General features: G+C 69.9%; 14 protein-coding genes and 3 pseudogenes. 7 read left to right on the top strand and 10 right to left on the bottom strand.

What is annotated here, in order from left to right:
* Positions 1-33: 33 nt before the first annotated feature.
* Positions 34-507 (bottom strand): hypothetical protein, encoded by a 474-nt coding sequence (locus RLT58_RS35745; RefSeq protein WP_311314891.1) that lies wholly within the window; start codon positions 505-507, stop codon positions 34-36.
* A 155-nt stretch (positions 508-662) separates the two neighbouring features.
* Here RLT58_RS35745 and tpg point away from each other — a divergent pair, with 155 nt between their 5' ends.
* From tpg to RLT58_RS35720, 5 genes are all read left to right on the top strand, one after another.
* Positions 663-1,253: a telomere-protecting terminal protein Tpg gene (gene tpg, locus RLT58_RS35740; protein ID WP_311314890.1), complete on the top strand. Its 591-nt coding sequence runs from the start codon at positions 663-665 to the stop codon at positions 1,251-1,253.
* A 102-nt stretch (positions 1,254-1,355) separates the two neighbouring features.
* A complete protein-coding gene (locus RLT58_RS35735; protein WP_311314889.1) occupies positions 1,356-2,147 on the top strand; it encodes a hypothetical protein in 792 nt (263 codons plus the stop codon).
* Entirely contained in the window at positions 2,144-2,410 is a 267-nt protein-coding gene (locus RLT58_RS35730; RefSeq protein WP_311314888.1) for a hypothetical protein, read from the top strand. Before RLT58_RS35735 ends, RLT58_RS35730 begins: the two co-directional genes overlap by 4 nt.
* A gap of 356 nt (positions 2,411-2,766) precedes the next feature.
* Positions 2,767-2,997, top strand: coding sequence for a hypothetical protein (locus RLT58_RS35725; RefSeq protein WP_311314887.1), 231 nt, complete (start codon positions 2,767-2,769; stop codon positions 2,995-2,997).
* Complete coding sequence (locus tag RLT58_RS35720) at positions 2,987-3,244, top strand: hypothetical protein (RefSeq protein ID WP_311314886.1); 258 nt, start codon at positions 2,987-2,989, stop codon at positions 3,242-3,244. The genes RLT58_RS35725 and RLT58_RS35720 overlap by 11 nt, the downstream gene beginning before the upstream one ends.
* 257 nt (positions 3,245-3,501) lie before the next feature.
* Here RLT58_RS35720 and RLT58_RS35715 read toward each other — a convergent pair whose 3' ends face one another.
* The 6 genes from RLT58_RS35715 to RLT58_RS35690 form a co-directional block, all read right to left on the bottom strand.
* Positions 3,502-3,888: a hypothetical protein gene (locus RLT58_RS35715; protein WP_311314885.1), complete on the bottom strand. Its 387-nt coding sequence runs from the start codon at positions 3,886-3,888 to the stop codon at positions 3,502-3,504.
* Positions 3,889-3,915: 27 nt separating this feature from the next.
* Positions 3,916-4,104 carry a hypothetical protein gene (locus RLT58_RS35710; RefSeq protein WP_311314884.1) on the bottom strand — a complete coding sequence of 63 codons (189 nt, stop codon included), beginning with the start codon at positions 4,102-4,104 and terminating at the stop codon, positions 3,916-3,918.
* A 43-nt stretch (positions 4,105-4,147) separates the two neighbouring features.
* Positions 4,148-4,495, bottom strand: a complete 348-nt coding sequence (locus tag RLT58_RS35705) for a hypothetical protein (RefSeq protein WP_311314883.1) — start codon at positions 4,493-4,495, stop codon at positions 4,148-4,150.
* 29 nt (positions 4,496-4,524) lie between these two features.
* Positions 4,525-5,007: a plasmid transfer protein KilB gene (locus tag RLT58_RS35700; protein WP_311314882.1), complete on the bottom strand. Its 483-nt coding sequence runs from the start codon at positions 5,005-5,007 to the stop codon at positions 4,525-4,527.
* 528 nt (positions 5,008-5,535) lie between these two features.
* Complete coding sequence (locus RLT58_RS35695; RefSeq protein WP_311314881.1) at positions 5,536-5,943, bottom strand: hypothetical protein; 408 nt, start codon at positions 5,941-5,943, stop codon at positions 5,536-5,538.
* Positions 5,937-6,554: a MarR family transcriptional regulator gene (locus tag RLT58_RS35690; RefSeq protein WP_311314880.1), complete on the bottom strand. Its 618-nt coding sequence runs from the start codon at positions 6,552-6,554 to the stop codon at positions 5,937-5,939. Before RLT58_RS35690 ends, RLT58_RS35695 begins: the two co-directional genes overlap by 7 nt.
* Positions 6,555-6,914: 360 nt before the next feature.
* Between RLT58_RS35690 and RLT58_RS35685 the strand changes: the two are divergent.
* A pseudogene (locus RLT58_RS35685) lies at positions 6,915-8,116 on the top strand (IS3 family transposase).
* Between the two features lie 573 nt (positions 8,117-8,689).
* On the opposite strand, the pseudogene RLT58_RS35680 reads toward RLT58_RS35685, so the two are convergent.
* Together RLT58_RS35680 and RLT58_RS35675 are read right to left on the bottom strand one after the other, a co-directional pair.
* Positions 8,690-9,493 (bottom strand): annotated as a pseudogene (locus RLT58_RS35680) (IS1380 family transposase); the annotation flags it as partial.
* A pseudogene (locus RLT58_RS35675) lies at positions 9,450-9,921 on the bottom strand (transposase family protein); the annotation flags it as partial. The pseudogenes RLT58_RS35675 and RLT58_RS35680, both read right to left, overlap by 44 nt.
* Before the next feature lie 106 nt (positions 9,922-10,027).
* On the opposite strand from RLT58_RS35675, the gene RLT58_RS35670 reads away from it, so the two are divergent.
* Positions 10,028-10,336, top strand: coding sequence for a hypothetical protein (locus RLT58_RS35670; RefSeq protein WP_311314879.1), 309 nt, complete (start codon positions 10,028-10,030; stop codon positions 10,334-10,336).
* Positions 10,337-10,389: 53 nt separating this feature from the next.
* Here the strand turns inward: RLT58_RS35670 and RLT58_RS35665 are convergent, their stop codons facing one another.
* Positions 10,390-11,244, bottom strand: coding sequence for a helicase associated domain-containing protein (locus RLT58_RS35665; protein WP_311314948.1), 855 nt, complete (start codon positions 11,242-11,244; stop codon positions 10,390-10,392).
* Between the last annotated feature and the right edge of the window lie 972 nt (positions 11,245-12,216).

Below are 12,216 nucleotides of genomic sequence, written 5' to 3'. Positions count from 1 at the left end.
CGGGCAATCGGACCAACCGGCCGGGACGGCGGGCTACTGCGGGTCCACCTCACCCGGAGCAGCCGTCGTACGGCGTCGGCGGATGACGTCCGGCAGCTGGCGGGAGGCGGCGGCCGGGATGAAGAACAGTCCGGTCATGCCGAGCGCGGTCACGGTGGCGCTCAGCAGGCCCACCGAGAACGACGGGTCGTCGACCGAGGCCACTCCGCAGAACACGGAGAAGACGGCGACGAACGCCAGCGAGGCGAGGATCCACCGCTCCCGCAGCGGCGAGCGGGTGCCGGCCACCACCGCGCCCCACCACACCCAGCCCGCCGCCACGCAGAACAGCACGGCTGCCGGCGGCAGCAGGACCGGCGGCGCCCACCGCGCGATGTCGCCGCGGGGCAGCTGCTGCCCGGCCTGGTAGCCGACCTGGACCAGCCACACCAGGTACACCGGCACCTCGATCGCGATGACCACCCACATCAAGACCCGCAGACCCCGTAACGCGCCGCGCTCGCTCATCCCTTGGCCCTCCCCCTCGATCATCAAGTCCAGGGGAACGTAGCGGCCTGGCACCGGCGCTCACCAGGGCGCGTCACCCGCAGGGGTGGAGATCAGCCGTAGGAGCGTTCCGTCGTCGTCCTCTGTCCACAGGTCCGGTCGGGCCTGATGATCACATGACTGATGACGACGTGAAGCGCGCGGCCCGGACCCGCGCCAAGATCATGGAGGGCTTCGCCCGTGCGGAGCGGAAGCTATTCACCCGGCCCGCACCGGCATCACCAAACGTGCAGATGCGATTTCTGCGCAAGCGGGAACGAGGTTCCACCAAGTCCCTGGCGGAGCGGCTGGGCGTCTCCCGCAAGACGGTGCAGCGCTACCTCTCGGGTGCCTCCACCAAGCCGAACAAGCGGCTCCAGGCCGCTCTGGTGCAGGAGACCGAATCGGAGTGGCAGCCCCAGGTCAGGGCACAGGCAAGGCAGCGCGCGGCGTCCTCTGGCGGCCTGGTGATCTCCTGCCGGGCGTACTTCGGCCTCGGTCCGGAGGGCACCTCGGACGCGGGCCGGGTCCGGGACATCACGGTCGCCGTCACCCCCTCCCACGCGGCCGCCATCATCGCCGCACAGGAGGAGGGTGCGACGCTGAGCGATCTGCACGACGCCGTCGCTGAGGCCATCGCGGACGCCTATTTCCGTCAAGGCGGTGGCGGCCGGGCGGGCCTGGAGGTGAAATTCGCCGACGTGGAGTGGTTGAACATCACGTTTTAGCCGCACGGAATTCGCGCCTGCGATAAACCTGTCTGTGAACGCGGCGCGGGTGCGCGGCGTCCGAATTCCCCGTCCCTTTCCTATGCCGATTGAGAGGCCCGCGTGAGTACCCCTGTCTCCCCATCCCGTCGCCGTTCCCGCGTCCCCGCGCCCGGCGCGGCGGCGCTCCGTCAGCCCGTCGACCGGGCGAAGGTCGGCCGCGGCTCGGTCCGCCGGCGCGCCACCGGGATGACGGCCACCGAGGCCGCGGCCGCCCTCGAGGACGCCCGGCTGCAGCAGCACCTCGACCGCGACCGCGAGGACCTGGCCGCCGACGAACGCGGCCCGGCCGAAGTCGGCGAGTGGGAGCGCATCGCGCAGCTGCTCGCCACCACCGGCGGGACGTACGACCCGGCGTCCGACGCCGCCGTCCAGGACGAGCTCGCCGCCGAAGCCGCCGCGGCCGCCGAAGCCGAACGCCTGGACCTTGAGCTGGAGCAGGATCTGGAGCGCCAGGAGCAGCTGCACTCCAACGGGCTGCCCGAGCGCGCCCACCTGCTGATGGCCCTGGAGAAGGCCGGCCTGCTCGGTACGACCGGCACGCACTACGGCGCCGAAGGCCCGCTCGTGCTGCACGAGCCCGAGGACCGCCACGCCCTCGACTACCTGAACGAGTACGGCGAGTTCTACGAGATGTTCCGCATCCTGGAGGGCTACGGCATGGCCCCTCCGAGGGATCCGGACGCCGTCCCCGCGTCGGTGCGGGCACACAGCGCGCTGCTGAGGGCCATGGCGAAGGCCGGGACGCTGGAGGGCTTCGACGTCGGCCACGCGGTGCGCCTGGCGCAAGCCGACCCGGCCGCCGTCCTCGCGCTCGCCGCCTGGATCGAGGCCCGCGGCCGGAGCAGCCGGTGAGCGCCGCCGGCCCCGTGGTCGCCACGTGGGTGCAGTCGACCGGCTGCGGCACCCGGCACGAAGAGCTGACGGCCGACGGCCAGGTCCACGTCGACTACACGCCGCCGCTCGGGGAGCCCTGGTTCGAGGGCGACGACGACCCCGATTACAACCCGATCTGCTCGTGCCCGCGCTTGCCGCGCCAGTTCTGCATGGAGTGCGCCGGCTGCGCCGCCTGCGGGCAGTGCACCGGCCCGCACGTCTGGCCCCCGCTCCAGACCTGATCGCCCCTGTCACGCTCACCGAGCGTCACACTCAGGTGTCACGCTCCCCTGTCACGCTGCCTGTCACGTCGCCGGAAGGCCGCGTGACAGTGCCCGCTCGAAAGCCGTTCAATTCGGACATTAGGGCGCGGGATCGGCCCGGAACCCCCTCTCCGGGCCGTTTCCGCGTGACAGGCGCGACAGCGTGACACCCCCACCGGGCGGTGATCACACTCCGTGTCGGGCGGCATCGAGTCTGACGCGCCGGCCCCGCGCCCTGCAGAGCCCGCCGGGCCCGTTCGTCCGTACCGGGGTCCGGTGCCCCGGCCCGGCGCTACCGTGGTGGCACACGCCAGAGAGAAGCCCAGGAGCCCCGGATGAGCCAGCAGCCGGCCCCCGCGCCCGCCCGCCAGCCCCTCGATGAGCACGCCGCCGAATCGGTCCGCGCGTACGCGGCCGACCAGCGCGCGAAGGTCGACACCCTCGCCTCGGTGCTGGAGGACATCGCCGCCAACGGCTACCCCTCGCCCGAGTCCGGCGTGCCGTGGGAGACGGCCCGCGACGCGCACCTCGCCCGTCTTGCTGACGAGCAGCCCCGTGTCGCCTGAGCACGGCGCGCGCCGCTCGCGCGTGATCACGGTGGAGCCCGCGCTCACCCAGCTGTCCAAGCTCACCGCGTCCGAGACGCACCGCCTGGACCGCGCGATCGTCGCGATCAGCGTCAACCCGGAGCTGGGCACCGAGGTGCCCGGCACCCTGCTGCGCGACTACGCGGACGAGATCGACGGTGTCCGGGTCATCTACTTCGTGACGGCCCTGCGGACGATCACGATCGTCGCTTACGTTGAGGCGTAGGGGCCTCCCGAGCACCGATAGCAGCGCCCCGGACCGCGAAGGTCCGGGGCGCTGCTGTGTGTGTGCTGCCACCGTGCAGCACGTGGTGCTGCACGGTGGTCGTGGGGTGCTGCTCGGTGAGTGGGTGGTGGTGTTCTGTGGTGCCGGAGAGCGATGACATTTCGAGGCCGGCCCCGGGCGGGACACGGGTGCTGCACGGGTAGCGGCCCCTTGCAGCAAACGGTCGTTCGTCTGCTGCAAGGGGCCGCTGCATCGGGTCAGCTGGTGGTGCCGGTGGCCCACCGCTCCAGGTCGCTCACCGGGTTCCGCAGCAGGGTGCGGCGGCGGGACTGCGCGGTCGCCCGGCTCTCCAGGTGCATCGCCGCAGCCAGGTCGGCGTGCGAGACGTCCTTGGCGGCGGGCTGGCGCAGGGAGGCGTCCCGTACGGCCTCCAGCCGCTCCAGGAGCCCGGTGGTGCCCTCGATGGCGGCCGCGAGTTCGGCGGCGCTCGCGCGGCCCGTGCGCAGCAGCGCCAGGCCGTGCAGTGCGGTGGCGAGCAGCGCGGCCAGCTGCTCGCCGTCGCTGCCGAGCGCGGCGACGTCCTCGGCGGCGAGCGGGACCAGGAGCTGCTCCTGGCGGTGGTTGTCGGACGCGGGGTCGGTCACCGCGGTCTCCTTCCTCGGGTGGCTCGGTCAGCGGTCGGCGACGGTCCAGCCCTGGCCGGGCCGGTTGCGGATGATGCCGCCGGGGGTGTGCAGCTGCCCGCCGCCCGCGCCCAGGCCCAGCGCGTCGATCTGGTCCAGCAGCGCGGCGGCCTGCTCCGCGAGCTCGCGGGCCTGCGCCTGGCGGGCGCGGAGTTCTTCGGCGGTTCCGGTGAACACGGTGTCTCCTTCGTGGGTGTCGGGTGGTGGCCGGCGGGCGGGTCTACAGCCAGCGGAAGAGGTCGCGGACCTGAGAGGCCGCGCCCGAGAGGTTGTCGGCGTCCAGGCGGGCGTCGAAGTCGTACGGGTCCTCGCTCTCGTCCATGACGTCCTCGGACGCGGCCGCCAGGACGTCGGCGAACCGCTCGTGAACGGCCGCCTCCTTCAGCGCCTGGACGACGGTGTCGCGGTCGGCGGTGCCCCGCTTGATGGCGTCGGCGAGCAGCCCCAGCGCGGCGGCGGCCGCCGGGGCCAGGTACGCGAGCTCGCTGTCGACGGCGCCCCGGTCGGCGCGGGTCTCGATGGCGGTGATGTCGGCGACCTTCACGATCTCCGTGGACGTGCGCTCCATGACGGGACTCCTGTCTCTGCTGGAAGGGCTCAGGCGGTCCGGCTGAGGTAGCCGGCGGCGACGTCGACGAAGGAGTCGTGGGCGACCTTCGCGGCTTCCCGGGCGGCGGTCAGGTCCTCGGTGGTGGCGTACGCGTCGCGCAGCGCGTACGTCCGCGCGATCATCTCGTCAGCCGCGGCGCGTACCGCCTGGTCCGCGAAGAGGACCCGCAGTGCGACCAGCGGGCGGGTGACGGCGGACCGGGTCATGTGGCTCTCGCCGCGCAAGGCCTCGATCCGCTCGGAGCCGGCCTGCTTGAGGACGGCGTCGCCGCGCATCCACATCGCACGGCGGTGGTCGCTGGCGGCGCAGGCGAGAGCGGTGACGGCCTCCAGGCGATCGCGGCGGATCGCCTCGCCGTGGGTGACGCGGACGGACCGCTCCGCGGCGCGCTCCTGGAAGCGGCCGCTGACGATTGAGCCGAGCAGCGTGCCGACGATGGCGAGGGCGGCGGTGACGAGGGTGACTAACACGGTGGGTTCCTCCCCTGTATGAACTTCAATACATGTATTGAAGTTCATACAGGGGAGGCGGCACAAGAGGGCCGCCCATGATTCTTTTCGTGAGGCTGTGAGCTGCGCGTTTCCCGCCCGCGGGAACCGTGTACGCGTATCTGACATACGCGTCCCATGCGGGAGGGGAGAGCCGCGCCCGGCCGCGATGAAGGCCGGCGCCAAGCTTTCCCCTCCAGGGGAACGATGTGCGCCGGCCCCGTGCTGCCTCCAGCGCAGGGGTTGGTCTTGGTGTCGTCTGCGCGCCCATGGCAGCCCGCTCACCTGCGGCTTTCCCCTCCAGGGGAACGTTGTTCCACCTGGGCGTGGACAAGTTGGCCAACCCTGCGTGGACAAACTTCCGGCCGGGGAGGGCGCCGACCTGCCGGCTTCCCGCCCAGGGGAACGATGTACCGCCCTCAACGCGCACGAGAGCGGCGCCGCCCCCACCGAAGGGGGCGGCGCCGCTGATGTCGTGTCACCCGGCCGGGCGGGCGGCCGGGCGGCCGGTCAAGCGCTGCGACGTGCAGGCACGGCGGCCAAGTGCCGCTGCGGGGCAGGCGGGGCGGGGGGCGGTGCCGGGGCGGCCAGCGCGCCGGCCTTGATGGCGTTGGTCGCCTCGCGCAGCGCCTCCTCCATCTCCTCCTGGGAGGCGTACCCGGCGAAGTACGGGTGGATGAAGTAGCTGCGGTAGCGGCCCTCGGGCCGCAGGACCACGTTTCGGTCGACCAGGTGACTCATCGCGATGGACGTGCGGTTCTTGCTGAGGCCCACGCGCGCCCGCAGTTCGGCCTGTGAGGCGTTCACCTCGCCGCCGGGGTGCTGGACCTCCATCATCGCGCTGAGCAGGTCGTAGTCGGCCTTGGAGAGCTCTAGGCGGTGCAGCTGCGCGAACCCGAGGTGAGCTTGGATCAGCATGCCTCTTCCTCCACGTCGTTGTCGCCGAACGCCAGCTGCCGCGTGCGCGGTGCCGGTGGGGCTGGGGCCGTGAACTCCGGGAAGCTCTCGCTCGCCGCCTTCTCCAGCGCCATCACATCTTCCCGCATTTCCGGGAAGTGCTTCCTGAGCGCGGCCCTGGCGTCCTGCCGCAGCTGCTCCAGGGCCTCCTGCTGGAGGTCGCCGTTGCCCTTGAAACAGATCAGCGGGTTGACCACGATCAGCGAGTTGGGGCGGCGCTGGAGCATGTGCCAGTTCTCCAGGTTGCCCAGCGCCCGGGTGACGTTCGCTCGCTCGACTCCGAGGTGCCGGGCCACCTTGATGTGGGTGATCTTCAGGCGTCCCTCGACCTGGCGGCCCATGCAGAACAACAGGACCGCCGACTGCACGGGCGACATCCCGTACCGGGCGATCAGCACGGCCAGGACGTCGGAGAGGAAGGCGTTGCTGACCATGCTGTAACCGCTGCGGCCCCACGCGTCGTGCGGAGCCCGGTACGTGTAGTCGACCTTCGCGGACCGCACCGGCCGACCGGGCTTCGGCGGCGTACGGTCCAGCGCCTGGGCGAAGCTGTCCGCCAGCGGCGACGTCACGGGCTCACCGCGGTCCGCTGACCGCCGGCCCCTACTGGTGGAGCGACTCGCGTCCCCGGGCACCTTGGCTCCTGCTGCTCGATCTCGTGTGGTGCCCCGGACCCTAGCCGAGATTGTCCCCGCCCAGAGGGACCTTTGTCCCTGTCGGCGTGGCCCCCTGGTGTCGACGCCGACACATGCCCCTCCATGAGCTGACGGCCGAATACGGGCCTGACCAGGCCGAACGCATTTTGTACCTCTTTCCGGGGCCAAATCGGGTCCGGCTGTGTCGGAGGAGGCACAAAACCGCAAGGATGGGCCTTGACCCTGATCCTGGACACACGAGACACTGGATCCTGAGGATCTGAGAACGGACATCTCGTGGTCATGAAGAACTACCCGCTGGAGTTCAAGGCGGACGCGGTCGCGCTGTACGAGTCGCGGCCGGAAGCGAAAATCGGGTCGTCGCGGCCGATCTGGGGATCAACCCGGAGACCCTGCCGGAACTGGGTGAGGGCAGCCGGGGTGAGCCGTCCCAGACGACGGACGCAAGAACCGGCCCAGCCGCCGGTACCGCTGGAGGCGGAGAACGCCGCCTTGCGAAGAAGGTCCGCGAGTTGGAGGAGGAACGGGAGATCCTGCGGAAGGCGGCGGAAATATTTCGCCCGAGAGACGCGCTGGTGAACCGCTTCCAGTGTGTCGCCGACCTCCAGCGCCGTCACGGCGTGAAGCGGCTCTGCAGGATCCTCGGCGTCAGCCCACTCGAGCTTCTACTACTGGCAACGGACAGCCGCTGACCAGGCCGCCCGGCAGGTGGCCGACGCCCGCCTGGCGGCCCGGATACGGGCGGTGCACCAGGAATCGGACGGCACCTGCGGAGGCCCGGGGATCACCGCCGAGCTCCGCGAGGAGAACGGTGTCGCGGTCAGCCACAAGCGCGTCGCCAGGATCATGCGGGCATCCAGGATCAAGGGATCCGGTTGCGGCCTCGGCACCACACCACCGTCTCTGACCCGGCCGCGGCCAAGGCCCCGGACCTGATCGGCCGCGACTTCACCGCGGACAAGCCGAACACGAAGTACGTCGGTGACATCACCTACCTGCCCGTCGCCGGCGGGAAGTTCTGCTACCTGGCGACCGTCATCGACCTCGCATCGCGCCGTCTCGTCGGCTGGGCGATCGCCGACCACATGCGCGCGGATCTCGTCACCGACGCCCTGGCAGCGGCGATCCGCACCCGCGGCAGCCTTGCCGGATCGATCATGCACACCGACCACGGGGCCCAGTACACGAGCAGGAGTTTCGCCGAAGCCTGCGGGTCAGCAGGGGTGCGGCGAAGTATGAGCGCGGTCGGGTCCAGCGCGGACAGCGCACTCGCCGAGTCCTTCAACGCGACCTTCAAACGCGAGACCCTGCAAGGACGAAAGAGCTGGCCGACCGAGCGCGAGGCCCGACTCGACGCCTTCCGATGGCTCCACCGCTACAACACCCGACGCCGACACTCCCGCCTCGGACAACGACCACCGATCACCTTCGAAAACGCCCTCCGCCACACACCAACTACGCTGGCACAAGCCGCATAACCCGTGTCCAGAATTCGGGGTCAAGGCCCGGGCTCGGTCTGGGCATCTATGCTGCGATACGCGCCCATGCCCAGGCAGCCACGTCGTGTGCCGGGAGCCTGCCGGCCATACTCAAGAAGCTGACTGAATGATCGCTCACGACGAAGGGAACAGTGCCGTGACGCCGCGTGTGTGGGAACGACTCCTTGGCGGTGGCCTTTTGTTCGGTGCCTTTCTGATGCTTGTGATCAGGTTCGGCACCTCACGGTCGGACGGCTCGTTCGGCACATTCGCAATTGCTGTGGCCCTCGGGGGCGCAGGCGTGTGGCTGATCGTGGAACCCACCTCTTCAGGAGGTGGTGGCTCCCTCCCAGCCATCGGATACCACACGAACGAGGACGACCGGGCCACCACCCCCTTGGCCTCGATCGTTCATGAGTCCTCGTCGGTTCACTGACGGGGACTCTTGCTTGCGAGCTGCGGAATTTCGAGGCTGGGGCAGGTTGGCGGCCCGGCTGTCGCGTCAGGTGGGCGTCAGGGTTCCACGGCTCCCGGGATGTTGCTGTGGCTCGTCGGGACGGTCGGAGTTGCTGGTCAGCCGGGGTTCGGCAGGGCTGCGAGTCGCTGGATCGCGCGGGTGATCACATCTGTCCAGGGCCATTGGGCGGTGAGGCGGAGCCAGCGGCGGCGGCCGGTGGTGACCAGTTGGGCGGCGGCGGAGAACAGCCGCAGGCGGAGCTTCTTGGGTTCCCAGCGGCGGGTTTTGCTGGTCAGGGCGAGCATGGGCATCCAGGCGAGGAGGCCGAGTGCGAGGGAGACGATCTCCAGCCAGATCTGGTTCTGCGCGGTGTCGTGCAGAGGCAGGTTGCGCAGGCCGGTGTCGCGGGCGTTTCGGATCCGGTCCTCGCAGCGGGCCCGCCGGCGGTGACGTAGTTCCAGGTCGGCGAGCTGGCCGCCCTTGGTGTTGGTCGCGAAGCAGGTCAGCCGTAGTCCGTCGAGGTCGGTGAAGCGCAACTGGGCGCCGGGGTGGGGCCGTTCCTTGCGGACGATCAGCCGCATGCCCCTGGGCCACGTGCTCAGGTCGGGCATGTCGGTGATCTCCGCGACCCAGGCGCCGGGCCGCTCGGTGCCGTCGGCGTCGTAGGCCGGTGTCCATGCCTTCTTCGGGATCTTCAGGACGGCTTGGTGGATGACGTCGGTGATGGTCATGCCGACGGAATACGACAGCCACCGGCCCCGGCGGGTGAGCCAGTCGAGGAAGGCGTGGGTGCCGCCGGCGGAGTCGGTGCGGATCAGTGTCTGCCGGCCCCGCCGCAGATGTTTGGGGAGTTGGGCCAGGGCGAGTTGGGTGGTCTCGATGTGATCGCTCGCGGTGTTGGAGCCGGCGTTGCCGGCCCGGCAGCGCGGGCGAGATCCACAGGATCTCTCCGGCTGGGTCGGTGACGACCTGCACGTTCACCCCGTGCCGCTTGTGCTTCGCCGAGTAGTCGGCCTTGCCGTCGCCGACGCGGTCGCACTCGGCGAGCGTGCCGTCCAGGAGGACGAATTCCGGGTCGTGCGAGCGCAGCGTCTTGAGCAGGCCCGGTGCCTGGTCGGCGAGCAGGCCGGTGACGGAGGTGACGTAGGCATGGGCGGTGCCGACGGATATCCCAAAGCCGGCGGCGATGCGGGCGAGAGTGTCGTGGCGGCGCAGGTACACGAGTGCGACCAGCGCACGACGGTGCGGCGAGTTTGCACCGGCGGTCACCCTCACGGATGACGATGAGCATCGCGACCCACTCGACCAGGGCGTGAGGCAGGTCGAGTGCGGCAGGATACGGAACCAGCAGGGCTCCTGTGCTGCTGAGTTGAGACGTCGAACACCTCCCTCAACGGCGCGGGAGCCCTGTCCGTTGCGCACCCCGACCTTCACACCGCTCCGTCACCCGATCGGTGGCCACGCTGAAAACGCTCAATGAACGCAAGGACCTGACCAGTTTCCGAATCGATGACCGCTCGGAAGCCGGGATCAACAACATCTGGATCGAGCGGACGATCAAGAACAACAGCGGTGAGAAGTCCAATTACTCCTGGGACTGGGAGGCCGTGGACGCCAGCGGTACCCGTGTCGCGCACAGCACTCAGTTCGTGACCGACGTCCAGCCCGGCCAGACTTCCAAGGGCGAGATGCCCACCGTCCTCCAGAGCACCGACGGCGTGAAGCTGAATGTCACTTCCTTCCAGCGCACCGCGGCACCCTGACGGTTGTTCTGAGGTTCGGGATCTCACATATCACTGTCGTGGGAGCTGGCCGCTTACGCCGCCCATTCCAATCCGAGGTTGGCGAGGGCGGCGAGCTGGGTGGTGTCGAGGCGGTCACGTCGGGATTTCTGGTTGCTGACCCAAACGCCCAGCCGAACGGCGGTCTCTGTGCCGCTGCCTGCCTCTACCAGAACCTTTGTGTGCTCCCTGGGCACGACGGTCTTCCCTTCGCGTTGGATGTACTGGCGCAGGGCTGCCACGCCTCGTGTGAACGCGTCGGAGCCTTTCGCTGCTCCGGTCTTCGTACCGGCCGGCACCGGGGCCTTCCGCACCCGTACAGTCGCTGCTCGCACACCGAGTTCGCCTAGGCGCCGCTGCTGCTCCGGATTCGGCCGTGCCCAGTCCCGGGCTTGCCGGGCGACCCAGCGCCCGATGTCGTCGCCCCGGTGGGTGACGCCGGGCTGGACGTCCTTGAGCGCGCCGCCGACGTTCAGGAGGCCGGCCAGGCCGACGTAATGGCGTTGCCAGTCGACGGTCCAGCCCAACTGTCCGGGGTTCCAGTCGGGGTCGATCGCCGTGAGCTGCTCGGCACGCCGCTGCGCGTGAGCAGGGTCTTTGCCGAGTCCTTCGGGCCGCCGGAGGTTGGTCAGCCATTGGCCCACGGGCTTGTCGAGGGCGACCGCGTGCCGTGGAGCGGCCAGTGCCTTAACCTCCCGGTAGTAGGCGCGGGCCGCGGCGAGGTTCTCCTCGAACTGGGCATCAGCGGTGTCCCAGATCATGCCGAGTTCCTCGAGCTCGGCTGCGCGGAAGGTGCTGTTCATGGTTCCGGCCCGGTAGGCGCGCCTCTGGTCGGACAGCCACCTGCCCAGTGGATACGCGCCTTCCTGGTGTTCGTAGGAGACGTCCAGGTCGTGCTATCCGCGTCGCGGTAGCGGCGTTTGGCGTACGGCTTCGCTGGTCCAGTCCTGCCGTTCGGTGTCCAGGACCTGGAACTTGATCCATTTGGCGATCATCACCGGGTCCCGGGGGGCGGCGAAGTGATGGTACGGAACCAGGCACTGCCCCGAACACCGCTAACCACACCACCCCACACACGACACCAGACCTTCGGCGGGAAACGACACCGGCCTTCAGCAAAGAGCGACACCCGGCACCAGTCGAGGTGTTCGTGGGCTTGCGCGTCGCCTGTGGCGGCGAGGGCTGCCTGGCGTCGTAGGAAGCGTTTGTAGGTGATCACGCCTGCTGCGGGAGGTAACTCATCGCGATGCTTCCGGGTATGGCGACGGCGAGGTACAGGGTGTTGTTGTCCGCAGTGGGCGGGATGCGTTCAGACCACAGGTGGTGGGTGTTCGCCCCGCCGGGGTGGGGGTGGCGCCGAATCCGGGATGCTACACAGCTCGCCTGCTGATGCACCCCGGACCCTGGAACCGCCAGGAAGGCGGCTGTACGCCCGCCTCCGCCCTCGGCTCCCGTCTGGGCAGAAACCAACGCCAAGAGCGCCACGGGAGGCCGGGAGGCGGGCACGCAGAGGCTATGGGCTGGTTCTGTCGAAGCTACATGTGCATCAGAAGTGATGCAGACTGGCTCCAGACCCCATCCCCACCCCCGAAGAGAAGCACACTCCGTCACCACACCCCCGGGGCAGTCCACCCCTCCACCTGGCCAGCCGCCCGCGCAGTCTGCGTCCTGGAGGCGCGGCCGGAAGGACGCACCGGCAGCGTAGTGGCCGGTCAAGGCCCAGAGCGCAGCGGCGGGCCGCCCACACTCCAGGGGCCTGGAGCGAAGCGCGAGCCCCCGCGGAAGGCGAAGCCGAAGCCGCCGAGACGAAGCCCGGACCCATCACGCTCCGCGAAGCGGAGCGTGTCTCTGTCCCATCGCGC

Origin of the sequence: Streptomyces sp. ITFR-16 (assembly GCF_031844705.1) — a bacterium.
In the GTDB taxonomy this organism is placed as follows: domain Bacteria; phylum Actinomycetota; class Actinomycetes; order Streptomycetales; family Streptomycetaceae; genus Streptomyces.
The sequence above is the reverse complement of the archived record's forward strand: the minus strand, read 5'-3'. Positions and strand labels throughout refer to the sequence as shown.

Excerpts from the sequence above, each read along its gene's own strand:
- RLT58_RS35745 (WP_311314891.1), bottom strand. The coding sequence starts at position 507 with ATGAGCGAGCGCGGCGCGTTACGGGGTCTGCGGGTCTTGATGTGGGTG.
- tpg (WP_311314890.1), top strand. The coding sequence starts at position 663 with ATGACTGATGACGACGTGAAGCGCGCGGCCCGGACCCGCGCCAAGATC.
- RLT58_RS35725 (WP_311314887.1), top strand. The coding sequence starts at position 2,767 with ATGAGCCAGCAGCCGGCCCCCGCGCCCGCCCGCCAGCCCCTCGATGAG.
- RLT58_RS35705 (WP_311314883.1), bottom strand. The coding sequence starts at position 4,495 with ATGGAGCGCACGTCCACGGAGATCGTGAAGGTCGCCGACATCACCGCC.
- RLT58_RS35695 (WP_311314881.1), bottom strand. The coding sequence starts at position 5,943 with ATGCTGATCCAAGCTCACCTCGGGTTCGCGCAGCTGCACCGCCTAGAG.